This is a genomic window from Streptomyces caeni, from assembly GCF_042678285.1.
GTDB classification, from domain to species: Bacteria; Actinomycetota; Actinomycetes; order Streptomycetales; family Streptomycetaceae; genus Streptomyces; species Streptomyces caeni.
Genome location: NZ_JBHUDX010000085.1, coordinates 63633 through 86399 on the forward strand (window position 1 = coordinate 63633; position 22767 = coordinate 86399).

Annotated in this window: 23 protein-coding genes and 1 pseudogene; 14 read left to right on the forward strand and 10 right to left on the reverse strand. The window is 71.8% G+C overall.

Features of this window, described 5'->3' with window-relative positions; genetic code table 11:
* Nucleotides 1-360 precede the first annotated feature (360 nt).
* From ACFSL4_RS28640 to ACFSL4_RS28675, 8 genes and pseudogenes are all read left to right on the forward strand, one after another.
* Entirely contained in the window at nucleotides 361-1410 is a 1050-nt protein-coding gene (locus ACFSL4_RS28640) for a BMP family lipoprotein (RefSeq protein WP_381088993.1), read from the forward strand.
* Nucleotides 1411-1684: 274 nt separating this feature from the next.
* The gene (locus tag ACFSL4_RS28645) at nucleotides 1685-3349 is read left to right on the forward strand and encodes an ABC transporter ATP-binding protein (protein WP_381089111.1); all 1665 of its coding nucleotides are present in this window, start codon (nucleotides 1685-1687) and stop codon (nucleotides 3347-3349) included.
* A complete protein-coding gene (locus ACFSL4_RS28650; RefSeq protein ID WP_381088996.1) occupies nucleotides 3346-4476 on the forward strand; it encodes an ABC transporter permease in 1131 nt (376 codons plus the stop codon). Before ACFSL4_RS28645 ends, ACFSL4_RS28650 begins: the two co-directional genes overlap by 4 nt.
* Nucleotides 4476-5738, forward strand: a complete 1263-nt coding sequence (locus tag ACFSL4_RS28655) for an ABC transporter permease (protein ID WP_381088999.1) — start codon at nucleotides 4476-4478, stop codon at nucleotides 5736-5738. Before ACFSL4_RS28650 ends, ACFSL4_RS28655 begins: the two co-directional genes overlap by 1 nt.
* On the forward strand, nucleotides 5735-6136 hold the full coding sequence (locus tag ACFSL4_RS28660; RefSeq protein WP_381089002.1) for a cytidine deaminase: 402 nt from the start codon (nucleotides 5735-5737) through the stop codon (nucleotides 6134-6136). The genes ACFSL4_RS28655 and ACFSL4_RS28660 overlap by 4 nt, the downstream gene beginning before the upstream one ends.
* Before the next feature lie 76 nt (nucleotides 6137-6212).
* Nucleotides 6213-7496, forward strand: coding sequence for a thymidine phosphorylase (locus tag ACFSL4_RS28665; RefSeq protein ID WP_381089005.1), 1284 nt, complete (start codon nucleotides 6213-6215; stop codon nucleotides 7494-7496).
* A 78-nt stretch (nucleotides 7497-7574) separates the two neighbouring features.
* Nucleotides 7575-7760, forward strand: a pseudogene (locus tag ACFSL4_RS28670) (Uma2 family endonuclease); the annotation flags it as partial.
* Nucleotides 7761-7781: 21 nt separating this feature from the next.
* The gene (locus ACFSL4_RS28675; protein WP_381089007.1) at nucleotides 7782-8168 is read left to right on the forward strand and encodes an STAS domain-containing protein; all 387 of its coding nucleotides are present in this window, start codon (nucleotides 7782-7784) and stop codon (nucleotides 8166-8168) included.
* Here ACFSL4_RS28675 and ACFSL4_RS28680 read toward each other — a convergent pair.
* Both ACFSL4_RS28680 and ACFSL4_RS28685 read right to left on the reverse strand, forming a co-directional pair.
* Nucleotides 8061-9068, reverse strand: a complete 1008-nt coding sequence (locus tag ACFSL4_RS28680; protein WP_381089010.1) for a sigma-70 family RNA polymerase sigma factor — start codon at nucleotides 9066-9068, stop codon at nucleotides 8061-8063. The two genes, ACFSL4_RS28675 and ACFSL4_RS28680, sit on opposite strands and share 108 nt — an antisense overlap.
* 242 nt (nucleotides 9069-9310) lie before the next feature.
* Nucleotides 9311-10591 (reverse strand): MFS transporter, encoded by a 1281-nt coding sequence (locus tag ACFSL4_RS28685; RefSeq protein ID WP_381089013.1) that lies wholly within the window; start codon nucleotides 10589-10591, stop codon nucleotides 9311-9313.
* A 62-nt stretch (nucleotides 10592-10653) separates the two neighbouring features.
* Here ACFSL4_RS28685 and ACFSL4_RS28690 point away from each other — a divergent pair, with 62 nt between their 5' ends.
* Entirely contained in the window at nucleotides 10654-11607 is a 954-nt protein-coding gene (locus ACFSL4_RS28690; RefSeq protein ID WP_381089016.1) for a LysR family transcriptional regulator, read from the forward strand.
* Nucleotides 11608-11631: 24 nt separating this feature from the next.
* Here ACFSL4_RS28690 and ACFSL4_RS28695 read toward each other — a convergent pair whose 3' ends face one another.
* A complete protein-coding gene (locus ACFSL4_RS28695; RefSeq protein ID WP_381089019.1) occupies nucleotides 11632-12339 on the reverse strand; it encodes an SDR family NAD(P)-dependent oxidoreductase in 708 nt (235 codons plus the stop codon).
* Nucleotides 12340-12440: 101 nt separating this feature from the next.
* Between ACFSL4_RS28695 and ACFSL4_RS28700 the strand changes: the two genes are divergently transcribed.
* Nucleotides 12441-13271 (forward strand): helix-turn-helix transcriptional regulator, encoded by an 831-nt coding sequence (locus tag ACFSL4_RS28700; RefSeq protein ID WP_381089022.1) that lies wholly within the window; start codon nucleotides 12441-12443, stop codon nucleotides 13269-13271.
* Between the two features lie 350 nt (nucleotides 13272-13621).
* Here the strand turns inward: ACFSL4_RS28700 and ACFSL4_RS28705 are convergent, their stop codons facing one another.
* Nucleotides 13622-14383 carry an alpha/beta hydrolase family protein gene (locus ACFSL4_RS28705; RefSeq protein ID WP_381089025.1) on the reverse strand — a complete coding sequence of 254 codons (762 nt, stop codon included), beginning with the start codon at nucleotides 14381-14383 and terminating at the stop codon, nucleotides 13622-13624.
* A 113-nt stretch (nucleotides 14384-14496) separates the two neighbouring features.
* Here ACFSL4_RS28705 and ACFSL4_RS28710 point away from each other — a divergent pair, with 113 nt between their 5' ends.
* A complete protein-coding gene (locus ACFSL4_RS28710; RefSeq protein WP_381089028.1) occupies nucleotides 14497-15684 on the forward strand; it encodes an adenosine deaminase in 1188 nt (395 codons plus the stop codon).
* 130 nt (nucleotides 15685-15814) lie between these two features.
* Entirely contained in the window at nucleotides 15815-16165 is a 351-nt protein-coding gene (locus ACFSL4_RS28715; protein ID WP_381089031.1) for an ATP-binding protein, read from the forward strand.
* 82 nt (nucleotides 16166-16247) lie between these two features.
* Here the strand turns inward: ACFSL4_RS28715 and ACFSL4_RS28720 are convergent, their stop codons facing one another.
* The 5 genes from ACFSL4_RS28720 to afsQ1 all read right to left on the reverse strand — a co-directional run bounded on the left by ACFSL4_RS28720 (nucleotide 16248) and on the right by afsQ1 (nucleotide 20279).
* Complete coding sequence (locus ACFSL4_RS28720) at nucleotides 16248-16454, reverse strand: PspC domain-containing protein (protein WP_381089034.1); 207 nt, start codon at nucleotides 16452-16454, stop codon at nucleotides 16248-16250.
* 212 nt (nucleotides 16455-16666) lie between these two features.
* Nucleotides 16667-17218, reverse strand: coding sequence for a VanZ family protein (locus ACFSL4_RS28725; protein ID WP_381089037.1), 552 nt, complete (start codon nucleotides 17216-17218; stop codon nucleotides 16667-16669).
* A gap of 114 nt (nucleotides 17219-17332) precedes the next feature.
* Nucleotides 17333-17947 carry a hypothetical protein gene (locus ACFSL4_RS28730; RefSeq protein ID WP_381089040.1) on the reverse strand — a complete coding sequence of 205 codons (615 nt, stop codon included), beginning with the start codon at nucleotides 17945-17947 and terminating at the stop codon, nucleotides 17333-17335.
* Complete coding sequence (locus ACFSL4_RS28735; RefSeq protein WP_381089043.1) at nucleotides 17944-19605, reverse strand: ATP-binding protein; 1662 nt, start codon at nucleotides 19603-19605, stop codon at nucleotides 17944-17946. Before ACFSL4_RS28735 ends, ACFSL4_RS28730 begins: the two co-directional genes overlap by 4 nt.
* Complete coding sequence (gene afsQ1 / locus ACFSL4_RS28740; RefSeq protein ID WP_381089046.1) at nucleotides 19602-20279, reverse strand: two-component system response regulator AfsQ1; 678 nt, start codon at nucleotides 20277-20279, stop codon at nucleotides 19602-19604. Before afsQ1 ends, ACFSL4_RS28735 begins: the two co-directional genes overlap by 4 nt.
* Before the next feature lie 311 nt (nucleotides 20280-20590).
* On the opposite strand from afsQ1, the gene ACFSL4_RS28745 reads away from it, so the two are divergent.
* Complete coding sequence (locus ACFSL4_RS28745; protein ID WP_381089049.1) at nucleotides 20591-21343, forward strand: SigE family RNA polymerase sigma factor; 753 nt, start codon at nucleotides 20591-20593, stop codon at nucleotides 21341-21343.
* A 164-nt stretch (nucleotides 21344-21507) separates the two neighbouring features.
* On the opposite strand, the gene ACFSL4_RS28750 is transcribed toward ACFSL4_RS28745, so the two are convergent.
* Nucleotides 21508-22218, reverse strand: coding sequence for a uridine kinase family protein (locus ACFSL4_RS28750; protein ID WP_381089051.1), 711 nt, complete (start codon nucleotides 22216-22218; stop codon nucleotides 21508-21510).
* A 53-nt stretch (nucleotides 22219-22271) separates the two neighbouring features.
* Here ACFSL4_RS28750 and ACFSL4_RS28755 point away from each other — a divergent pair, with 53 nt between their 5' ends.
* Nucleotides 22272-22682, forward strand: a complete 411-nt coding sequence (locus tag ACFSL4_RS28755; protein ID WP_381089114.1) for a hypothetical protein — start codon at nucleotides 22272-22274, stop codon at nucleotides 22680-22682.
* Nucleotides 22683-22767: the final 85 nt, after the last annotated feature.

A 22767-nucleotide genomic window follows, 5' to 3' on the forward strand; every position in this document is an offset into this window, starting at 1 on the left:
CCGGGGAGTGACCGGCCGGGGAGTGACCGGCCAGGGGCGCCGGGCGGCCCTGGCCGGCCGGCGGGCGCGCGGGCAGCCGGGTGGGCCCCCGGCTCTCGTCGCCCCAGCACCTCTCAGGCCCCTCAGCCTCCTCAGTCCCCTTCTGTCACAAACGATGACAAGTGCCTCTCGGGTCCTCCCCGCACCCCTTGGCCCCTTGCCTCTCGCAAGCACCCCCCTCCTCTCCGTGACCCCCGCGGCGTTTGCGGCCACATCTCGATAACGGACCGGACAGATGGGTTTTTCCGGCTGGTCTACGCGCGTTACGCTGCCGCGGAACCAGCGCCTGGTATGGGCGCTTGCACAAAGGAGTCTCGTTCCATGCGCCGGGTTTCCCGTATCGCCGTTGCAGGCGTTGCCGCCGCAGCCCTCGCGGTGACCGTTTCCGCCTGTGGCAGTTCGTCCAGTGAATCCGCAGGCGGCAGCGGTAAGAGCAAGGGCATCGGTCTCGCGTACGACGTCGGGGGCAAGGGCGACCAGTCCTTCAACGACGCCGCGTACGCCGGTTTCCAGAAGGCGGAGAAGGACTTCGGCGTCGGCGGCCGGGACATCGAGCCGCAGGACGGCGAGTCGGACGCCGACAAGGTGCAGCGCCTGGAGACGCTGGCCAAGTCGGGCTACAACCCGGTCATCGGGGTCGGCTTCGCCTACGCGCCCGCCGTCAAGCAGGTGGCGGCCAAGTACCCGAAGGTCAGCTTCGGCATCATCGACGACAACACCATCCACGCGAAGAACGTCGCCGACATGGTCTTCCACGAGGAGCAGGCGTCGTACCTGGCCGGTATCACGGCCGCCAAGACCACCAAGAAGAACCACATCGGCTTCATCGGCGGTGTGGACATCCCGCTGATCCACAAGTTCGAGGCGGGCTTCGTCCAGGGCGCCAAGTCGGTCAACCCGAAGATCAAGATCGAGTCGCAGTACCTGACCCAGACGCCCGCGGAGGGCGGCTTCTCCAGCCCCGACAAGGGCGAGAACGCCGCGAACGGCCAGATCGACGCCGGAGCGGACGTCGTCTACCACGCGGCCGGCCTGTCCGGTCAGGGCGTCATCAAGGCCGCCGCGGCGCACAAGGTGTGGGCGATCGGCGTCGACTCCGACCAGTACGCGCAGAGCGCCCTGTCGGCGTACAAGGACTCCATCCTCACCTCCGCCCTCAAGAACGTCTCCGGCGCGGTGTACGAGCTGGCCAAGTCGGTCGTCAAGGACAAGAAGCCGCTGTCCGGCGAGGTCCGCGGAAGCCTGGACAACGGCGGTGTCGGCCTGGCCGACTCCAACCCGGTGTTCAAGAACAACGCCGATCTGCAGGCTGCGCTGAAGAAGGCCGAGCAGGGCATCAAGGACGGCACGATCACGGTCAAGACGTCCTGACGTCCGTGGGCCCGAAGTCCGGGCCGAAAGGTCGTCACGGACCATGGTCAACGCGTCGCCGTAATGGCAGCGTTACGGCCGCGGAACGGGGTGAGGGAAGGATGGCCTGCTCGCACCCCGTTCGCACGGCACCGCGCTCGGATCGGACTGGAGACCTCATCGGAATCCAGTCGGGTCCGGGCACTATTCAAGGCAGGGGCGCTACGCGCGTAGATAGCCCTTTTTCCAAGGAGAGTGCGCCATCGACGCGTCCAGCAGCCCTCCGCTCACCGCACTGTCGACGATCGCGGTCGAGTTGGCGGGGATCACCAAGCGCTTCCCCGGTGTCGTCGCCAACCACGACATCGACCTCGCGGTCCGCAAGGGCACCGTGCACGCCCTCGTCGGCGAGAACGGCGCCGGCAAGTCGACGCTGATGAAGATCCTCTACGGCATGCAGAAGCCGGACGAGGGCACCATCACCGTGGACGGCGAGCAGGTGGTCTTCAACAGCCCCGCCGACGCCATCGCGCGCGGCATCGGCATGGTCCACCAGCACTTCATGCTCGCCGACAACCTCACGGTGCTGGAGAACGTCGTCCTCGGCAGCGAGAAGCTGCACGGCATCGGCGGCGGCGCGCGCAGGAGGATCAATGAGATCTCCGACCGGTACGGGCTGGGCGTACGCCCCGACGTCCTGGTCGAGGACCTCGGCGTCGCCGACCGTCAGCGCGTGGAGATCCTCAAGGTCCTCTACCGCGGCGCCAGGACCCTGATCCTGGACGAGCCGACCGCCGTGCTCGTCCCGCAGGAGGTCGACGCGCTCTTCCGTAACCTGCGCGAGCTGAAGGCCGAGGGCCTGTCCGTCATCTTCATCTCGCACAAACTGGGCGAGGTCCTGTCGGTCGCCGACGACATCACCGTCATACGCCGCGGTACGACGGTCGGCACCGCCGTACCCTCCGAGACGACCCCGCGCCAGCTCGCCGAGCTGATGGTCGGCAGCGAGCTGCCCACGCCGGAGACCGCCGAGTCCACCGTCACCGACAAGCCCGTCATCCAGGTCCGGGGACTCACCGTCCACGCGGGCGGCGGCGCCGCCTCCGACCGGCTCACCGAACCCGCGGGCGCCGCCGCCTCCGCGGGCCCCGGTCTGCCCGCGGGGGACACGGCCGGGGCGGACGGCACGCGGCGCGTCCTCGACGACATCACCTTCACCATCCACGCGGGCGAGGTCCTGGGCATCGCCGGCGTGGAGGGCAACGGCCAGAGCGAACTCATCGCCGCGCTGATCGGGCTCAAGCGGGCCGACTCCGGCTCCATCACCTTCCTCGGCCAGGACGTCACCGGCTGGAGCACCCGCAGGCTCCGTGAACTGGGCATCGGCTACATCCCCGAGGACCGTCAGCGCCAGGGCCTGCTCCTGGAGTCCCCGCTGTGGGAGAACCGCATCCTCGGCCATGTCACCGAGCGCCCCAACGCCAAGGGCTTCTGGCTCGACCCCAAGGGCGCCCAGGAGGACACCCGGCGCATCGTCGAGGAGTTCGACGTGCGCACACCCGGCATCGACGTCACCGCCGCCTCCCTCTCCGGCGGCAACCAGCAGAAGCTGATCGTCGGCCGTGAGATGAGCCACGACCCGAAGTTCCTGATCGCCGCCCACCCCACGCGCGGTGTGGACGTCGGCGCGCAGGCGCAGATCTGGGACCGGATCCGCGAGGCCCGCCGGGCCGGCCTGGCCGTGCTGCTGATCTCCGCCGACCTGGACGAGCTGATCGGCCTCTCGGACACCCTGCGGGTGATCTACAACGGCAGGCTGGTCGCCGACGCCGACCCGGCCACCATCACCGCGCAGGAGCTGGGCTCGGCCATGACGGGTGCCGTGTCGGGCCACCTGGAACACGTGGAGGAATCCACCGACAACGCAACGGACGCCGCCGCGGAGGACGAGGCCCGATGAAGAAGTTCGACAAGGAGCGGGTGCTGCTCGCGGTGGCCGGTCCGGTCATCGCGCTGGTCTCCGCGGTCCTGCTCACGTCGGTCGTGCTGATCGCCTCCGGCAAGAACCCGTTCGAGCCGTACCGGCTGATGATCGAGCAGGCGACGTTCTCCGACGTCCAGGTCCTGATCATCAACCAGGCGTCGCTGTACTACATCGCCGCGCTCGCGGTCGCCCTCGGCTTCCGCATGAACCTGTTCAACATCGGCGTCGACGGCCAGTACCGCCTGGCGGCCGTGACGACCGCCATCGTCGGCGCGCACGTGGCCCTGCCGTCCTTCCTGCAGATCCCGATGCTGCTGCTCGTCGGCGCCCTCACCGGCGCCTTCTGGTCCGGCATCGCGGGTGCCCTGAAGGTCACCCGGGGCATGAGCGAGGTGGTCGCCACGATCATGCTCAACGCGATCGCCACCAGCCTCATCGGCTACCTCACCCTCACCGACAACTTCGGTGTGCTGGTCGGCGACAACAACACGACCGGAGTGATGAAGAAGTCCGGATGGGTGCCCGGCATCGACCTGGGCCCGGACGTCGGCAAGATATACGGCCTGGTCTTCCTCGCCGCCGCCCTGGGCGTCGCCTACTGGCTCGTCCTCAACCGCACCCGCTTCGGCTTCGACCTGCGGGCCACCGGCGCCTCCGAGACCGCCGCCGCGGCCTCCGGCGTCGACGCCAGGAAGATGGTCCTCACGGCGATGCTGATCTCCGGCGGCGTCGCCGGCCTCTCCGGCCTGCCGCTGCTGCTCGGCGACGTCCACACCTACGCCCTCACCTTCCCGGCCGGCCTCGGCTTCACCGCCATCGGCATCGCCCTGCTCGGCCGCAACAACCCGGGCGGCATCGCTCTCGCCGCCCTGCTGTGGGCCTTCCTGGAGAAGGCCTCCCCGGCCCTCGACTACGCCACCCCGGTGGCGTACGAGAAGGAGATCGCCACGATCATGCAGGGCCTCATCGTCTTCGCGGTCGTCATCTCGTACGAGTCCGTACGCCAATGGGGTCTGCGCCGCCACCAGAAGCGCGTCGGCGCGGAACTCGCCGCCGAAACCGTCGGCACCATCAACTCGCACCAGAAGGAGGTGGCTGCCTGATGACCACCGCGACCGTCGCGAAGCCGAAGGCGCAGCAGCCCGTCAAGGGCGGCCGCCGCCTCTCGCTCCCCGTGCTCCTGCTCGTCATCGCGGGCGTCCTCGTGCTCACCTCGGTGGTCCGCATGATCAGCGGTGCCAACGGCATCACCTCGACCGGCCAGGTGTCCACGGCCCTGCGGCTGGCCGTGCCGATCGGCCTCGCGGGCCTCGGCGGCCTGTGGTCCGAGCGCTCCGGCGTCGTCAACATCGGCCTTGAGGGCATGATGATCCTCGGCACCTGGTTCGGCGCCTGGGCTGGCTATCAGTGGGGCCCCTGGACCGGTGTCGTCTTCGGCATCATCGGCGGCGCGCTGGGCGCCGTCCTGCACGCCGTCGCCACCATCACCTTCAACGTGAACCACATCGTCTCCGGTGTGGCCCTCAACATCCTGGCCCTCGGAGCCACCCGCTATCTGTCGAAGTTCACCTTCGACGACGTGCCGCAGGGCTCCTCCAAGCAGTCCCCGCCGATCGAGTCGCTGGGCAGTTTCGACATCCCCGGCCTGTCCGGCGCGATGGACACGCTCAACCAGAAGCACTGGTTCCTGGTCTCGGACCTCGCCGGCCTGATCGGCGGCCTGGTCACCGACCTGTCACCGCTCACCGTCGTCGCGGTCGCCCTGGTCCCGGCCAGCTGGTGGGTGCTGTGGCGCACCGCCTTCGGCCTGCGGCTGCGCTCCTGCGGCGAGAACCCGGTGGCGGCGGAGTCGCTGGGCGTCAACGTCTACAAGTACAAGTACCTCGCCGTGATCATCTCCGGTGGTTTCGCCGGTCTGGGCGGGGCCTTCCTGTCGATCGTGGCGTCCAACGTGTACCTGGACGGCCAGACGGCCGGCCGCGGCTACATCGGTCTGGCCGCGATGATCTTCGGCAACTGGATGCCGGGCGGACTCGCCCTCGGCGCGGGCCTGTTCGGTTACACCGACAGCCTCAACCTGCGCGGCGGCACCACAAACGTCCACGCGCTGATCCTGCTGCTGGCGATCCTGCTGGTGGTCGGCACCGTGTACCTCGCATGGCGGAAGAAGTACGTCCCCGCCGTGATCACGGCCGTGGTCTCGGCCCTGATGTTCCTCTGGTACGTCGACACCAACGAGGTCCCCAAGCAGCTCGTGTCCGCCACCCCGTACATCGTCACGCTGCTGGTGCTCTCGCTGTCCGCGCAGCATCTGCGGATGCCGAAGGCGGACGGCCTGCCGTACCGGAAGGGACAGGGCAAGTGACCGGGCCCGCGACGGTCGACTGGGCGGCCCTGCGGGAGGAGGCGCGCGCGGCGATGTCCCGCGCCTACGCCCCCTACTCGGGCTACCCGGTCGGCGTCGCGGCGCTGGTCGACGACGGGCGGACCGTCACCGGCTGCAACGTCGAGAACGCCTCGTACGGCATCAGCCTGTGCGCCGAGTGCGGACTGGTCTCCCAGCTGCAGAACACGGGGGGCGGCCGGCTGACGCACTTCACGTGCGTGGACGGCAACGGGGACGTCCTCGTGCCGTGCGGTCGCTGCCGACAGCTGCTGTACGAGTTCGGCGGCCCCCACCTGCTGCTGGAGACACCGGCCGGGATCGTGCCGCTCTCCGCGATGCTGCCGCAGCCCTTCGGTCCGGACCACCTCACCACGTGACTCCCGTGCGGCCCCGCCGAGTCGTCCGCCACGGCTCAGGGGGAGTCGCACACCCTCGCACCTCCGGAAGGAAGCCATGGCCATGGACGCCGTCTCCGTCATCCGCACCAAGCGGGACCGCGGTGAGCTGAGCGACGAGCAGATCGACTGGGTCATCGACGCGTACACGCGGGGCGAGGTCGCCGACGAGCAGATGTCCGCGCTTGCGATGGCCATCCTCCTCAACGGCATGAACCGCCGCGAGATCGCCCGCTGGACCGCGGCGATGATCGCCTCCGGCGAGCGCATGGACTTCTCGTCCCTGTCCCGCCCGACCGCCGACAAGCACTCCACGGGCGGCGTCGGAGACAAGATCACGCTGCCGCTGGCGCCGCTGGTCGCCGCCTGCGGCGCCGTGGTACCGCAGCTCTCGGGCCGTGGCCTCGGCCACACCGGCGGCACCCTGGACAAGCTGGAGTCGATCCCGGGCTGGCGCGCCCTGCTGTCGAACGAGGAGATGCTGCACGTCCTCGACACGACGGGCGCGGTGATCTGCGCGGCGGGCGACGGCCTGGCGCCCGCGGACAGGAAGCTGTACGCGCTGCGCGACGTCACCGGGACGGTCGAGGCGATCCCGTTGATCGCCTCCTCGATCATGTCGAAGAAGATCGCGGAGGGGACCGGCTCCCTGGTCCTCGACGTGAAGGTGGGCAGCGGCGCCTTCATGAAGACCCTTCAGGACGCCCGTGAACTGGCGCGGACGATGGTGGGCCTGGGCACGGACCACGGAGTGCGGACGGTCGCGCTGCTGACGGACATGTCGACTCCGCTCGGCCTGACGGCGGGCAACGCGCTGGAGGTGCGCGAGTCCGTGGAGGTCCTGGCGGGCGGAGGCCCCTCCGACGTCGTGGACCTGACCCTGGCGCTGGCGCGGGAGATGCTGGACGCGGCCGGACTGAAGGACGCCGACCCGGCGAAGGCCCTGGCCGACGGCTCGGCGATGGACCTCTGGCGCCGCATGATCCGCGCCCAGGGCGGTGACCCGGACGCGCCGCTGCCCACCTCCCGCGAGCAGCACGTGATCACGGCGCCGTCGTCGGGCGTGCTGACCCGCCTGGACGCGTACGGCATCGGTGTCGCCGCCTGGCGCCTCGGCGCCGGCCGCGCCCGCAAGGAGGACCCGGTGCAGGCGGCGGCGGGCATCGAGATGCACGCCAAGCCCGGCGACCGGGTGACGGCGGGCGGGCCCCTGCTCACCCTGCACACGGACACCCCGGAGCGCTTCGCGTACGCGCTCCAGGCGATCGAGGGCGCGTACGACATCGCGGCACCGGGAACGGCCTTCACCACGGCGCCGGTGGTGCTGGAACGTATCGCCTGAGCTGGGGATTCCCTTTTCGGGCGAACGGGACCGGTGGACCGGCGCCGGTCCCGTTCGGCATGCTGGACCCGGTGACGCACCGATGGCATCCCCCTGCATCTCCTCGTCGACCGCTGGGCCCCTGACGGCCCCACGGCGACGCTGTACGGCGGGCCCAAGGGCGATGTCTACCAGGTCCTGGCCGAGGCCGAGTTCGGCGAAGCCGTCAAGCTGCCCGCCCCGTTCGACGTCTCCATCGACACCGGCGAATTCCCAGCCGGGTAGGACTCACCCGAGCCGGAGCCGATGAGTTGCGCGGCCCCGCACGGTCCACCCTCCGTGGACGCGACGACACCCGCCGTGCTGGTCCTGCCCCCCTCCTTCGGCCATGACGAGGTGGTGGCGCTGTGCGAGGACGTGCGTGCGCTGCTGAGGTCGACCGGCGCGGGGGGCGTGGTGTGCGACGCCTCGGGGCTGGGCCCGCCGGGACTCGCGGCCGTCGACGCGCTGGCCCGGCTGCAGCTGGCCGCCCGGCAGGCGGGAGGACGCATCCGGCTGCGCGGCCCGGCACCCGCGCTGCGGGCGTTACTCGATCTCGTCGGCCTCCCTTTCGAGGTGGAGGGGGAGCCCGAACAGCGGGAACCAGCGCTCGGTGTCGAGGAAGCAGTGGAGCCCGGTGAGCCGGCCGTCTGATGTCTCCAGGACCTGGATCGCCCAGGCCGTGAAGCCTCCCGTGTCCGGGTCCGGCTTGTACTGGGCGAACCCCGGCAGGCCGTTGGCCGCGACCGGCACCAGCCGCGAGCCCGCGCAGGCGGAGCCGAGCGTGGTCATGAAACCGGTGATGTCCGACGTGCCGCGCAGCCACAGGTCGAACGGCGGCATCGTCATCACCGCGTCCTCGTGGAGCAGGGCCGCCAGCGCCGTCATGTCGTACCCCTCGAAGGCCGCCACATAGCGCTGCAGGAGTTTGCGCTGCTCCTCGTCGAGAGGGGCCGAGACGGACGCGTCGGCGCTCTCCCCGCCCTTCTCCGCGAGTGTCGCCCGGGCCCGCTGCAGTGCGCTGTTGACCGAGGCGACCGAGGAGCCGAGCAGCTCCGCGACCTCGCCGGCCCGCCAGGCGAGCACCTCGCGCAGGATGAGCACCGCGCGCTGCCTGGGCGGCAGCTGCTGCAGGGCCGCCATGAACGCGAGCCGCACCGACTCCTTCGCCACCGCGGCCTCCGCGGGGTCGCTCACCGCCGGCAGCACCCGGGCATCCGGCACCGGCTCCAGCCAGGTGTCGTCCGGACGCGGGGAGAGGGCGGCCCGGGCCAGCGGGGTGGAGCCGGTCAGGTCCACGGGGCGGGCGCGCTTGTTGCCCGCGCTCAGCATGTCCAGGCAGACGTTCGTCGCGATCCGGTACAGCCATGAGCGCAGGGACGAGCGGCCCTCGAACTTCTCGTAGCTCCGCCAGGCGCGGACCATCGTGTCCTGGACCGCGTCCTCGGCCTCGAAAGAGGAGCCGAGCATGCGGTAGCAGTACCCCGTCAGCTCCACCCGGTGCTTCTCCAGCCGGACGTCGAGGCCGTCCGCCGTCGCCGTGCCGTCACCCATGGTCCACCCACCCCTGTGGCCGTTCCCGTGGTGCGCGCCGTCGCGCCCCAACACCTTCGGAAGCTACCGCAGGCCACTGACAACGGCCCCCGCGTGTGCGAAGGGCCAGGTCAGAGCAGGCGCGGCACGATCGGCTCAGGCCGGAGGGAGGCGCGCCCGGGGCTCAGGCCGCTCTACCTTCTTGATCGGGTTGATCGAGCCATTCGCAGGGCTGGGTCGCCCAGGGGTGCCGGGTGTGGCTATCAGGCCGCTGCCAGAGGCCGCCGGCCGGCCCGGGCCGCCCGTGACCCGGCCAGCGTGACCGTCACGACGCCGAGCACCGCCAGCAGGCCCATGCCCACCGTCCCGCCCCAGCCGCCCGCGTGGAAGGCCACCGCACCGACGGCGCTGCCGGTGCTGGAGCCGATGTAGTACGCCGACTGGTAGAGGGCGGCGGCCTGCGCGCGGCCCCGCTTCGCCGTGTGGCTGACCGCCGACGACGCCACCGCGTGGCCCGCGAAGAACCCCGCCGTGATCAGGACCAGGCCCAGCAGCACCGACGGCAGCGACGGGGCCAGGGACAGCAGCAGGCCCGCGGTCGTCGTGCCGCCCGCCAGATAGAGCGCCCCGCGGCGGCCCAGGCGGCACACCAGCCGGCCCGCGGCCGACGCCGACACAGTCCCCACCAGGTACACCAGGAAGACCGAGCCGACGATGCCCTGCGGCAGCCCGAAGGGCTCCTCCGTCAGGCGGTAGCCGATCACCGTGTAGACGCCGCCGAACACCGTCATGAACAGCGCACCGATCGCGTACAACCGGCCCAGCAGCGGGTCGGAGAGGTGGTCGCGGACCGTGCGGGCCAGCACGCGCGGGCGCAGCGATCCCGCCCTGAAGTGCCGCGGCGCCGGGAGCAGCAGCCGGAAGGCCACCGCGCAGCCGACCGCGATCACACCGATGGTGCCCACGGCGACCCGCCACCCCCACCCCTGCGCGACCCAGCCGGTGATGATCCGGCCGCTCATGCCGCCGACGCTGTTGCCGGCGACGAACAGGCCGATCGCCGTGATCAGGGCCCCGGGGCGGACCTCCTCGGCCAGATACGCGGTCGCCGACGCCGGCAGCCCGGCCAGGGCCGCCCCCTGGACGGCCCGCAGCACGACCAGCGCGCTCAGCGACGGGGCGAAGGGCACCAGCAGCCCGACGGCGACCGCGACCGCCAGCGACGCCGTCATCACCGTACGCCGGCCGAACCGCTCGGAGAGCGCGCTCATGGGCAGGACGAACAGCGCGAGGCCGCCGGTGGCGGCCGACACCGTCCAGCTCGCCGCGCTGGCCGTCGCCGCGAAGTCACGGGAGACGAGCGGCAGCAGGGCCTGCGTGGAGTAGAGGAGGGCGAAGGTCGCGACGCCAGCGAGGAAGAGGGCGAGGCTCATCCGGCGGTAGCCGGGGCCCCCGGGAGTCATCCGGGAGTCGGGAGCGGCGGCGGGGACGGTGACGGCATCGGCGCCCACGGTGGTGGACGCCCCGGTATCGGCGGCAGGCATGCTTCGACCGTACGGAGCCGCCATTCATCCGTCCAATGCACAGAAACCCCATAATCGTTCCCATGGTGCATCAGCAGAGGTCGGCCGTGGGCCCGTCACAGTCCGGTGACACAGAAGACATCGTCACGGTGCTCGCGCCGCGCCTGGCGTACTTCGCCGGTGTCGCCCGTACCGAACACGTCACGCGCGCCGCGCGGGAGATGCAGGTCCCGCAGTCCACCCTGTCCCGCGCGCTCGTGCGGCTCGAACAGGACCTCGGCGCCGAGTTGTTCGCCCGCCGCGGCCGCACGGTCTCGCTCACCCCCGCCGGCCGTACGTTCCTCACCTCCGTGGAACGTGCCCTCGCCGAGATCGGGCGGGCCGCCGAGGAGGTGCGCGCGGACGCCGACCCCGCCGCGGGCAAGGTCGCCTTCGGATTCCTGCACACGATGGGCGCCGAGACCGTGCCCGGCCTGCTCCACGCCTTCCGCGCCGACCACCCCCGCGTCCGCTTCAGCCTCGTCCAGAACCACGGCGAGGCGATGCTGGAGCGGTTGCGGGCCGGGCAACTCGACCTGTGCCTGACCTCGCCGGTGCCCGACGCCCCCGACCTCGTCGGCCGCCGGCTCGACGAGCAGAAGCTACGGCTCGTCGTGCCCGCCGACCACCGGCTCGCGGGCCGTAGACGCGTCCGCCTCGCCGAAGCCGCCGACGAGGCCTTCGTGACCCTGGAGCCCGGCTACGGAATGCGCCGCATCACCGACGACCTGTGCCGCCAGGCCGGGTTCACACCACGCGTCGCCTTCGAGGGCGAGGAGGCGGAGACCCTGCGCGGGCTGGTGGCGGCCGGTCTGGGCGTGGCCCTGCTGCCGCCACCGGCCGTGCCGCGCCCGGGAGTCGTGGAGCTGACGGTCACCGCTCCGCGGGCGGTGCGGGAGATCGGGGTCGCGTGGCCGGCGGGCCATGTGGACACGCCGCCGGTGGCGGCCTTCAAGAGGTTCCTGCTGTCCCGGAGGGGACGGCTGCTCCCCGAATGACCGCCGCCCCGCCACGGGTTGCGGCTACCAGGGAAGGGCGCCCTCCGCGTCGAAGTAGCCCCCCGTGGGGCCGTCGGGGCCCACCTGCGCCATCCGCACGATGATCTCGGCACCCTGTTCCACGGTCTGGATGCCGGTGTTGCCGTTCAGGTCGGTCCTGGTGAAGCCGGGCTCCACCGCGTTGATCCGCATGCCCGGGAACGCCTTCGCGTACTGCAGGGTGACCATGTTGAGCGCGGTCTTCGACGCCGGGTAGGCCACGCCCGGGTAGGCGTACGCCGGGGTGTCCGGGGTGCCGACCCGGGTCAGGGAGGCCAGGCCGCTGCTGACGTTGACCACGACGGGCGCGGCGGAACGCCGCAGCAGCGGAAGGAACGCGTGGGTGACGCGCACGGCGCCGAAGACGTTCGTCTCGAACACCTGACGCATCTGGCCGGCGGTCACCTCCTCGGCGCCGGGCACGCCGTTGTCCGCGTCGCGGACCTCGATGCCGGCGTTGTTGATCAGTACGTCCAGGCCGCCTTCGGCCTCGACGGCCTCGGCCGCTGCCGCGACGGACGCGTCGTCGGTGACGTCGAGCCGCACGGCACGCACGCCCAGCCGCTCGGCGGCCCGTCGGCCGCGTTCGGCGTCGCGGCTGCCGATCCAGACGGTGTGGCCCGCGGCGACGAGCCGACGGGCGGTCTCGAAGCCGAGACCCTTGTTCGCTCCGGTGATCAGTGTGGTGGTCATGCCTCCACGGTGCGGCGGGGGCACGCGGTCAGCCAGGCGTCCCTCCTTCCTGGGACTGCCAGTACCAGGAAGAAGCGGGCGTCCTGGTGCACAGTGGTGGCATGGCGGGCACGGAGTTCGGGCGCGCGGTGCGGCGCTGGCGCGACCGCATGTCCCCGGAGGCGGCCGGGCTGCCCACGGGCGGCCGACGGCGCTCAGCCGGGCTGCGCCGCGAGGAACTGGCCCTGCTGGCCGGGATCTCGGTCGATTACGTGACCCGCCTGGAACAGGGCCGGGCGGTCCACCCCTCGCAACAGGTCGTCGAGGCCCTCGGCCGGGCGCTGCGCCTGTCCCCGGCCGAGCGCGAGCATCTGTTCCGTGCCGCCGGGCTCGTTCCACCGGGACGGGGCACCGTGCCCGCGTACATCACGCCGAGCGTGCACCGGATGCTGGACCGGCTGACCGGGACGCCCGTGGCGGTCTCCGACGCGGCCTTGACGCTGTTGCTGGCCAACCCGCTGTACACGGCGTTGATGGGGGAGTGGCACGGCAAGGACCGCAACGCGGTGTGGCGGAACTTCCTCGGCTCGGGCACCCGCGTCCGCTACACACCGCAGTCCCGGCGGGCGCTGGAGACCATGCAGGTCGGCGCGTTGCGCGCGGCCGCCGGCCGCTATCCGGCGGACCAGGGGCTGCGGCGCCTGATCGCGGAACTGCACGCGAACAGCGAGCGGTTCGCCGAGCTGTGGGACTCCGGGGCCATGGCCCGGTACGAGGCGTCACGCAAGACCGTCGACCATCCACAGGTGGGTACCGTGACGCTGGACTGCGACGTGCTCAACGTCGCGGGCAGCGACCTGCGCATCGTCGTCTACACGGCCGAGCCCGGCACCGAGGACGCCGAACGCCTCGCGCTCCTCGCCGTCCTGGGCACCCAGACACTCGCCGGGTGACGCCCGGCCGGCCGGCTGCCGCCGCCGGCCGGCCCGCCGAACCTCCCCGGCCGCGGGCCGCGTTGCCGCAGCCCAGCCCGGGAGACGACGGCCGTGTGGTCGAGCGCGGCGATGCGTTGCCCCACCACCGTCATCCCTACGGCCTCCGGTGCATAGCCGCGGGTCGGCACCGGATCCCCGGCGAGGAGGGGCAGGCGGCGGGCGAGGCCGGCGGGTCCTCGACGGTGGGCCCGAGGGGGAGGAGTCTGCGGATGACGCGGAGCGGGGAGGGCTCGGCGCAGCCGTGTTCCCGCCTGCCGTGGCCCGGCCGAACCCCCGGCCCCCCGGCCGCCGGCGCTCCCCGGTGCGTCTCACCTTCGCAGGGACCGCCCGAACCCCGCCGCCAGCGGCATCCGCAGTCCCAGCGGCGGCGGTGCCGCCAGGGCGTCCTGGAGGGGGCGGGAGAAGGACCGGCCGAGCAGCGTGCCCATCACGAAGTCCGCGGCCAGAGCGAGCACTTCGGAGCGGTACTGGTGCAACCCGTGGCCGTCGGCGTGCACTTCGAAGCGGCAGACATCGCGGTTGGCCTTCTTCGCCCGCTGCGCGAGCCGGAACGACAGCTCCGGGTCCGTCCGTTCGTCGTGCGTGCCGTGCACGATCAGCACCCGCCGGCCGGTGAGCTGCTTCACCGGTTCGGGTGCCGCCGCCATGTCCTCCTCGGGCAGCCAGGGGGCCAGCGCGAGCACGGCGGCGACGGCGGTGTGCCCGCCCGCGTGCAGCGCCGCCCGCCCGCCCATGCCCACGCCGGCGAGGCAGACCGGCACGTCTCCGTAGCGTCGTACGACCTCGTCGGCGGCCCACGCGGCGTCCTGCGCCAGATGCGCCTCGCTGCCGTTCCAGCCTCGGTAGCGGTAGTGCACCACGTGTGCGACCAGACCCTCACCGCGGCCCGCGCGCGCCAGCCGGCGGCCGAGCGCGCGGACGGAGGCCGCCGCCAGCAGGGGGGACGGTCTGCGGGCGGAGGTCTCGTCGCCGCCAGGGAGCAGCAGCACCGCGCCGCTCACCGCCATCGGTTCCGGGCCGAGCGGCCTCCCGAGCCGGGCCCTGCGAACCGGCGTAGCTTGGTGTGCCATGAAAGAACAGTGTCAGACACGGCGATGGACGAAACCCGCCCTGTGGGTCACCGTTGGATATCGACGTCTCGCCGCCTCCCCGACTCTACGCGCGTAGGGGCTATGGTGCGGAAATGAAGAACCAGCACCAGATCACCCCGAGCTGGGATCAGATCCGCCGGGCGCCCAAGGTCCTGCTGCACGACCACCTGGACGGGGGCCTGCGCCCGGGCACGATCGTGGAACTCGCCCACGAGACCGCCCCCCGCCGCCTCGGCGGCGCGGGAGGCACCCCCGTTCCGCCCCTCCCGGAGACCGACCCGGACAAGCTCGGAGTCTGGTTCCGCGAGGCCGCCGACTCCGGTTCGCTGGAGCGGTATTTGGAGACCTTCTCCCACACCGTCGGCGTGATGCAGACCCGCGAGGCGCTCGTGCGCGTGGCCGCCGAGTGCGCCGAGGACCTCGCCGAGGACGGGGTGGTCTACGCCGAGGTGCGTTACGCCCCCGAGCAGCACCTCGCGGGCGGGCTCAGCCTCGAAGAGGTGGTCGAGGCCGTCAACGAGGGCTTCCGCGAGGGCGAGTTGCGCGCCCGCCGAGGCGGCCGCCGCATCCGCGTCGGGGCGCTGCTCACCGCCATGCGGCACGCGGCCCGCGCCCTGGAGATCGCGGAACTGGCCAACAGGTACCGTGACTTGGGCGTGGTGGGCTTCGACATCGCCGGCGCCGAGGCCGGCTACCCGCCCACCCGGCACCTGGACGCCTTCGAGTACCTCAAGCGCGAGAACAACCACTTCACCATCCACGCCGGTGAGGCGTTCGGGCTGCCGTCCATCTGGCAGGCCCTGCAGTGGTGCGGGGCCGACCGGCTCGGGCACGGGGTGCGCATCATCGACGACATCCAGGTCCTCGACGACGGCACGGTCGAGCTCGGGCGTCTCGCGTCCTACGTGCGCGACAAGCGCATCCCCCTGGAGCTGTGCCCCAGCTCCAATCTGCAGACCGGCGCGGCGGACTCGTACGCCGACCACCCGATCGGGCTGCTGCGCCGGCTGCATTTCCGTGCCACGGTGAACACGGACAACCGCCTGATGTCGGGGACGAGCATGAGCCGGGAATTCGACCACCTGGTCGAGGCTTTCGGTTACACGCTCGATGATCTCCAATGGTTCTCCGTCAATGCTATGAAGTCAGCATTCATTCCTTTCGATGAACGGCTGGCGATGATCAACGACGTCATCAAGCCCGGTTATGCGGAACTGAAGTCCGAATGGCTGTTCCAGCAGACCGCCTCCACCAGGGGTTCCCTGGCATCCGACGGTTGACGGGGCCGTTTTCCGGGCGGCCGGTGAGCGGGAAACCGGCCGTATCCCGATGTTTGCGGCGCGCGCTTCCGCGTGTTTACGGTTTTGGACCGCTCACATCCCCGTCATCGGATCCAAGGACGCATTCACCATGAAGCAGTCTGCTGCCAAGACCCTCGGTGTCGCCGCCCTAGGTGCCGCCTTCGCCGCCGCGGGCGCGGGCGTCGCGAGCGCCGCCCCGGCCACGACGGACACCGTCGGCCTGGACACCGTCACCCAGGCGCTGCCGGTCGGCGACGTCGCCAGGACCCTGCCGGGCGCGGGTGAGGCGCTCGGCCAGGGGCAGAACGCGCTCGGCGCGACCGTGGCCGCGGCCCGGCCCGTCGCCCGGCAGGCCGTCGCCGACGGTCCGGCCGCCCCCGTCGCCGGGCTCCTCGGCGGGCTGCCGGTCCACGGACTGCCCACGCACGGCGCGCCGGTCAACGGACTCCCGCTGGGCTGAGGCCCCGGCACACGTCGATGGGCGCCCCGGGCCGGGGCGCCCATCGACGTGTCCGTGCGTGCCGCCGCCGCGGCGCCGGCCGTCACCAGGCGGTGCGGTCCGCCGCCTTCTCCTCGGAGGGCAGCAGGATCCACAGCGCTATGTAGAGCAGGAACTGCGGGCCCGGGAGCAGGCACGACAGCAGGAAGATGACACGCATCGTGGTCGCGGAGGTGCCGAAGCGCCGTGCCAGCGCTGCGCACACTCCGCCGATCATCCGTCCATGGGTGGGGCGGGCAAGGGCGGTCATGGTGGCTCCTTCGCGAACCGTGGAAGGGGGTTGGCTCCCGGCGGCTGCCGGTCGTCCGGCCGGTCTCGATGCCGGTGCCCGGTGCCGCCGACATTCCGGCGTTCCGGCGCCCCGGTGTTCCGGCGTTCCGGCGCCCCGGTGTTCCGGTGTTCCGGCGCCCCGGTGTTCCGGCGTGTTCCACGCTACCCGGATGAAGCGGACGAAGCGTCGCTCTACGGGGCTACCCCGACCCTGGGAATCGTCGGGGTCCGCCCCTGAGCCGGCTCCTCCCGGGGGAGGGCGGCCCGGTGCCGGGACTCCGCCCGGCGGCGGAGCCGGACCCGGGCCGCGGGCACCACCAGGAGATGGGCCAGTGCCACCCCCGCCGTGTTCAGCAGGATCGCGTCGATGTCCGCCACCTGGCCGGGCACACCGGTCTGCAGCAGTTCGATGCCCAGGGAGATCAGGGCGCCCGCGGCGACCGTACGGGCCAGCGAGGCGAGCGGCGAGACGACGAGTCGGCCGCCCGCCATGGGCAGCAGCACCCCGAGCGGCGCGAGCAGCGCCAGCCCGTTCCCGATGCGGCGGGCGGCCTCGGGCCAGCCCAGCGCGAGATCGGCTCTGATGCCGGCGAACGGACGCAGGTTGGCGGGACTCACCCAGGGCACGTCCAGCGGGCGCAGCGCGATCCAGGCGACGAGTGCCAGATGTGCGACGAGGAGGACACCCCCTGCCACACGGACGCGGTTCGCGGCGCTGCCGCCGTTTGAGCCTTGACGCTGCACGCCCCCCAAGACGCGGGTCCCGGTGGGATCGGTTCCGCCATACGCCCGGGAGTATGAGGGGCGCGGCGGCGCGCAGGGCGCACGTGCCGCCGCGGACGGCGCTCCCGCGCCGGTTCAGGCCCCCAGCACCTCGCTGGACGGCGGCGCCTCGGAGCCCGGGCGGGAACGCACCGCGGTCGTGCACTCGTAGCGGCGCACCGATCGCCCGCCCGGGCCGCCGAGCACGACGCTTCCGTCGTCGTCGGCGGTCGCCTCCGAGTCCGCGAAGGTGCAGACGATCTGCGCCAGGGCGTACGGGGTGAGGTCCTGAGGGCGGGCGCCGAGCCGGAACGTGCCCTCAGGGTCGCCGTCGCGCGGGCCGGTCACCTTCAGACCACCGGCCACGGCCGTGGTGTAACCCGCCTGCTTCTCGGCGGCCGAGGGTTTCGCGGCGAGCTCGTTCAGCAGCCCCTGCGCCACCAGCACCCGGCGCTCGACCTCGGCGGTGCCGTCCGGGATGCGCACGGAACGGTCCACCGGCACCAGCTGCGAGGCGCACAGGAGGAAGACCTGGACGGGGATGCCGCGGCCCACCCGCGTGGACAGGTCGGCGCCGGACAGGGTGCAGGGCACCCGGGACGGAGCAGGGCCGAAGTCCGTCGGCACCTGGGTGGGACGGATGCCGCAGCCGGCCAGCAGCGCGGCCAGCAGCGGAAGGGCGAGCCAGGGACGTCCGCCTCGTATGCTCATCGGGCGTTCTCCTCGGCGCCGTTCCGGTCCGTGTTCCCGTCCCCGCCGGTGTTCCCGTCCCCGTCCGTCTTCCCGCTCCGGGTGGCGTTACCGCTCCTGCCCCCGTTCCCCTTGCTGTCCCCGTTCCGCGTCTCGTCCTCGATCAGCGGCGAGGCGTCACGAGGCAGCCGCAGCGTGAACACCGCGCCCCCTTCCGGGGCGTTGGCGGCTGTGATCCCGCCGCCGTGGATGTGGGCGTTCTCCACCGCGATGGACAGGCCGAGGCCGCTGCCGTCGGAGCGCGGGCGCGAGGCGCTCGCCTTGTAGAAGCGGTCGAAGACGTGCGGCAGGACGTCCTCGGGGATGCCGGGACCGTGGTCGCGCACCTTGATCACCAGCTCCTCGCCCTCCTCGCGCACGGAGACCCGTACCGGCGAACCGCCGTGCTTGAGCGCGTTGCCGATCAGATTGGCGAGGATCACATCGAGGCGGCGCGGGTCCAGGTGGGCCATGATGCCGCGCTCGGCGTCCAGCTCGACGGCGTCCAGCCAGGCGCGGGCGTCGATGCACGCGGTGATCTGGTCGGCGATGTCGACGTCGTCCAGGACCAGCCGGGCCGTGCCCGCGTCGAAGCGGGTGACCTCCATCAGGTTCTCGACCAGGTTGTTCAGCCGCCGGGTCTCGCTGACCACGAGCCGGACGGCGGGTTCGATCATCGGGTCGATGCCGCCCGACTCCGCGTCCAGCTCCTCCTCCAGCACCTCCGTGACGGCCGTGATGGCCGTGAGGGGCGTACGCAGCTCGTGGGACATGTCGGCGACGAAGCGGCGGGACGCCTCCTCGCGGGCGCTCATGTCCGCGACCGTCTTCTCCAGGGACTCGGCGGCGCGGTTGAACGTCCTGGACAGCTCGGCCAGTTCGTCCGTGCCGGACACCCGCAGCCGGGTGTCCAGCTTGCCCTCGCCCAGGCGCCGGGCCGCGATGCCGAGGCGGTGCACCGGCTTGAGCACGGTCGTCGCGGCGGCCTGCGCGAGCAGCGCCGAGCCGATCAGCGCCAGTCCGGTGGCGATGCCGAGCGACCACGCCAGCGAGTTGAGGTCCTTGGCCTCAGGCTCCAGCGACTTGAGCATGTAGCCCGTCGGTCCGCTGCCGATCACCTTCGCCCCGCCCACCAGGTACGGCTTGTCGCCGTCGACGATCCGCTGCCAGTACAGGTGGTAGGGGTACTCGTTGGCCGACGACACCGGCTGCTGCCTGTTCACCGCCCGCTGCAGGGACTTCGGCACGTCCTCCAGTGTGAAGGTGTCCAGGTCGGAGTTGCCGACGACGGTCCGGCCGCGTTCGTCCTGCGCGACCAGCAGCACGCTGAAGCGCTGGCTGCTGTTCGCCATCTGCCCAGCGGTGTACTGCAGTTCGTCCTGCGTGGGATGCATCGGCAGGGAACTGGCCCGGTTCTGCATCTCCTGCTGGAAGTCGCGCAGCACCGCGTCCTGGGTGCGGGTGAGCACGGCCTCGCGGTTGAGCCAGTACGCGATGCCGGACGCCGACACGGCGGCGGTCAGGGCGACGAGCCCGAACACCACGACCAGGCGCAGACGCAGACTTGTGAAGCGGAGACGTGACAGTACGGTTCTGCGTGCCGCGGCCCAGCCGCGGAGTCCCCCTGGGGAATCGGTCACTGAGGAGCGTCCAGTCGGTATCCGACCCCACGGACCGTGCGGATCAGCGTGGGGGACGAGGGCACGTCCTCGACCTTGGCGCGCAACCGCTGCACGCACGCGTCGACGAGCCGCGAGTCGCCGAGGTAGTCGTGCTCCCACACCAGCCGCAGCAACTGCTGCCGGGACAGCGCCTGTCCGGGCCGCCGGCTCAGCTCCAGCAGCAACCGCAGCTCGGTCGGGGTGAGCTGCAGATCCTCGCCGTTCTTGGTGACCGTCATCGCCGCCCGGTCGATGACCAGGCTGCCGTACGTCGCCGAGTCGCTGGCCTCACGCTCGCCGCGCCGCAGCACAGCCCGGATCCGGGCGTCGAGCACCCGCCCCTGCACGGGCTTGACCACGTAGTCGTCGGCGCCGGACTCCAGCCCCACCACGACGTCGATGTCGTCGCTGCGCGCCGTGAGCAGGATGATCGGCAACTGGTCGGTGCGCCGGATGCGACGGCACACCTCGAACCCGTCGATGCCGGGCAGCATCACGTCCAGCACGATCAGATCCGGCCGTTGCTCGCGCAGCAGCTTGAGACCGTCCTCACCGGTGGCGGCCGTGGCCACACGGTGTCCCTGGCGCGTCAGTGAGAGCTCCAGGGCCGTTCGGATGGCGTCGTCGTCCTCGATCAGCAACAGGGAAGGCACGGGGGACATTCTGGCCCATGTCAGGGTCGTCTTTCGACTGTTGGAGCGCTCCCTCACATTCTCGCCCACGCCGACGGCCGCCGTCCGTGTGTCTGCGTAGCCGTACGACTCTGCTCCGTCATGGGTCCGTCGTGCCGGCGTGCGGGACCCCTGTGACAGGTCTGTGACAGTCGGCGGACACGGTCATGAAGTCACCCCGGCAAGCTTTTCCGCACAAGCAGGGCCGAGCGGAGCCACACAGAACACGGTACGACCGCACGGCACGGCACGGCACGGCACGACGACCGGGACTCCACGACGGGGGGCGCGAGATGAACACGCTGCACAGCACCAGCACGAGCGCAGTTGTCACGCGCCTGCACGACGTCACCCGGAACACAGAGAAGTCCGGTGCCGTGAGCGGGCGGGGGTGCGCTCGCGGCACCGGGCGTCAGCACACCGTGTACATGACGGTGGTTGACGCGAACACGGGGGGCGGCACGGCGGGGGAAGCTCACGGGGGAGCCGCGTACGGGGAGGGATCGGGGGAGCGCCGTTCGGTGGCGGAGGCGGAGTTCACCGCCTACGTCGAGGAGCGCCGCGCCTCCCTGTACGCAACCGCCTACCACCTGACCGGCGACCGGTTCGAGGCCGAGGACCTGCTGCAGAGCGCGCTGTTCTCGACCTACCGGGCCTGGGACCGGATCAGCGACAAGGCCGCCGTGGGGGGATACCTGCGGCGGACGATGACCAACCTGCACATCAGCGCGTGGCGCCGCCGCAAGCTGAACGAGTACCCGACCGAGGAACTGCCGGAGACCGCCGGCGACACGGACGCGATGCGCGGCACCGAACTGCGCGCCGTCCTGTGGCAGGCGCTCGCCCGGCTGCCCGAACTCCAGCGCACCATGCTGGTCCTGCGCTACTACGAGGGTCGTACGGACCCGGAGATCGCGGAGATCCTCGGTATCAGTGTCGGCACGGTGAAGTCCAGCATCTGGCGGTCCCTCCGTCGGCTGCGCGAGGACGAGGTCCTCAGCTTCGGCCGTGACGAGGAGGAGTCCTTCGGGGAGCTTGTCGCCTGAGGGATCGGGGGGACGGGGGGCCAGGGGGAAGTACGGGGGACAACGGGGGAGCGGTACAGGGGGATACGGGGGACAACGGGGTCGGGGGGACTCGGGGGACAACGGGGAGCACAAGAGAGCGGGACTGGAAGGCCGGGGGGCGTCCAGTCCCGCTTCTCGTGGCTCTACGCCGCCGTCCTCACCGAGGCGTGCCGGCCCGCGGCCGCCGCGGCCAGCCGGCCCAGCGCCTCCTCCCGGTCGCAGGCGTACGCGCCCAGGGCCGTCTGCCGGGCGACGATCGACCGCTCCGCGCGCATCAGCCGCCAGCCGCGGCGCAGCAGGAACGGGACCGACTTGCGGCTTTCCCGGAGGTCGCGCACGAAGCGCCGGCGGAACGTGGTGAGCGGCCCGCGGCTGAGGCACAACGCGTCGGCGAGGACGCCGAGTTCACGGCAGCGCCCCACGATCTCGGCGGCGAAGATGCCCTCCGCGACGAACACCGGCGTCCGGCCGATGCGCAGCGTCTCCTCGCCCGTTCGTGAGCTGAGCGCGATGTCGTACACGGGCACCGTCGTACGGCCGGTGGCGCACAGGGCGGAGATGGCCGCGACGGCGACGTCCGCGTCCCACGACCGCGGATGGTCCCAGTCGATGTCCGAACTCCCCTCCACCAGCGGCAGGGTCGGGTCGTCGCCCTCCTTGTAGAAGTCGTCGAGCCGCAGCACGGGCAGGCCGGAGCGGGCGGCGACGAGGGACTTGCCGGAGCCTGAGGGGCCGCACAGCAGCACGACGCGGGCGGAGGCCGGGGGACGGAGATTCACGAGAGACCAGTCTGACGCATTGCGCGCCCCGTGCCGAGCCCGCGGGTCGGCCTTGGAACCCACATCACAGGTCAACTACCCTTCGTGTCGACATGATGACGCTTCGCAGCAAGAAGGTGGCAGCAGCCATGGCACGACACGCCTCCCCCCGCACCACCACCGCCCCGCGCGCCCTCGTCGTCCTCGTGACCGCGGGTGCCGCACTGGGCACGGGCGCGGCCGCGGCATCCGCGACGCCCGTGGACAGTGCGCCGGTCGTCGACGCGATGCGCACCCGCCCCGTCTCGCTCGGCACGGTCGACCCGCACGAGGGGCTGCAGGTGCTGAGGGGGAGCCTGGGATACGTCACCGGGCCGCTCGCGGATCTCAAGCCCAACCCGCTGGCGGGCACGGGCACGGATCCGCTCGACAACGGGGTCGCCACCCGGCTGGCCGACTTCAGGCCGCTGTCGTCGCAGGCGCTGACCCGGCCGGTGGCGCAGGCGCGGTCGCTCGGCGGCGTGCCGGTGGTCGGCCAGGCGCTCGGAGCGCTGCGCTGACCTTCCGGCCGTCGGTGATCCGTCCGGTCGGTGATCCGTCCGGTCGGTGACCCACTTCGGCCGTCGACCGGCTTCGGCCGGTGGC

Excerpts from the sequence above, each read along its gene's own strand:
- ACFSL4_RS28640 (WP_381088993.1), top strand. The coding sequence starts at position 361 with ATGCGCCGGGTTTCCCGTATCGCCGTTGCAGGCGTTGCCGCCGCAGCC.
- ACFSL4_RS28650 (WP_381088996.1), top strand. The coding sequence starts at position 3,346 with ATGAAGAAGTTCGACAAGGAGCGGGTGCTGCTCGCGGTGGCCGGTCCG.
- ACFSL4_RS28655 (WP_381088999.1), top strand. The coding sequence starts at position 4,476 with ATGACCACCGCGACCGTCGCGAAGCCGAAGGCGCAGCAGCCCGTCAAG.
- ACFSL4_RS28665 (WP_381089005.1), top strand. The coding sequence starts at position 6,213 with ATGGCCATGGACGCCGTCTCCGTCATCCGCACCAAGCGGGACCGCGGT.
- ACFSL4_RS28675 (WP_381089007.1), top strand. The coding sequence starts at position 7,782 with ATGAGTTGCGCGGCCCCGCACGGTCCACCCTCCGTGGACGCGACGACA.
- ACFSL4_RS28680 (WP_381089010.1), bottom strand. The coding sequence starts at position 9,068 with ATGGGTGACGGCACGGCGACGGCGGACGGCCTCGACGTCCGGCTGGAG.
- ACFSL4_RS28685 (WP_381089013.1), bottom strand. The coding sequence starts at position 10,591 with ATGCCTGCCGCCGATACCGGGGCGTCCACCACCGTGGGCGCCGATGCC.
- ACFSL4_RS28690 (WP_381089016.1), top strand. The coding sequence starts at position 10,654 with ATGGTGCATCAGCAGAGGTCGGCCGTGGGCCCGTCACAGTCCGGTGAC.
- ACFSL4_RS28695 (WP_381089019.1), bottom strand. The coding sequence starts at position 12,339 with ATGACCACCACACTGATCACCGGAGCGAACAAGGGTCTCGGCTTCGAG.
- ACFSL4_RS28700 (WP_381089022.1), top strand. The coding sequence starts at position 12,441 with ATGGCGGGCACGGAGTTCGGGCGCGCGGTGCGGCGCTGGCGCGACCGC.
- ACFSL4_RS28705 (WP_381089025.1), bottom strand. The coding sequence starts at position 14,383 with ATGGCACACCAAGCTACGCCGGTTCGCAGGGCCCGGCTCGGGAGGCCG.
- ACFSL4_RS28710 (WP_381089028.1), top strand. The coding sequence starts at position 14,497 with ATGAAGAACCAGCACCAGATCACCCCGAGCTGGGATCAGATCCGCCGG.
- ACFSL4_RS28715 (WP_381089031.1), top strand. The coding sequence starts at position 15,815 with ATGAAGCAGTCTGCTGCCAAGACCCTCGGTGTCGCCGCCCTAGGTGCC.
- ACFSL4_RS28720 (WP_381089034.1), bottom strand. The coding sequence starts at position 16,454 with ATGACCGCCCTTGCCCGCCCCACCCATGGACGGATGATCGGCGGAGTG.
- ACFSL4_RS28730 (WP_381089040.1), bottom strand. The coding sequence starts at position 17,947 with ATGAGCATACGAGGCGGACGTCCCTGGCTCGCCCTTCCGCTGCTGGCC.
- ACFSL4_RS28745 (WP_381089049.1), top strand. The coding sequence starts at position 20,591 with ATGAACACGCTGCACAGCACCAGCACGAGCGCAGTTGTCACGCGCCTG.
- ACFSL4_RS28755 (WP_381089114.1), top strand. The coding sequence starts at position 22,272 with ATGGCACGACACGCCTCCCCCCGCACCACCACCGCCCCGCGCGCCCTC.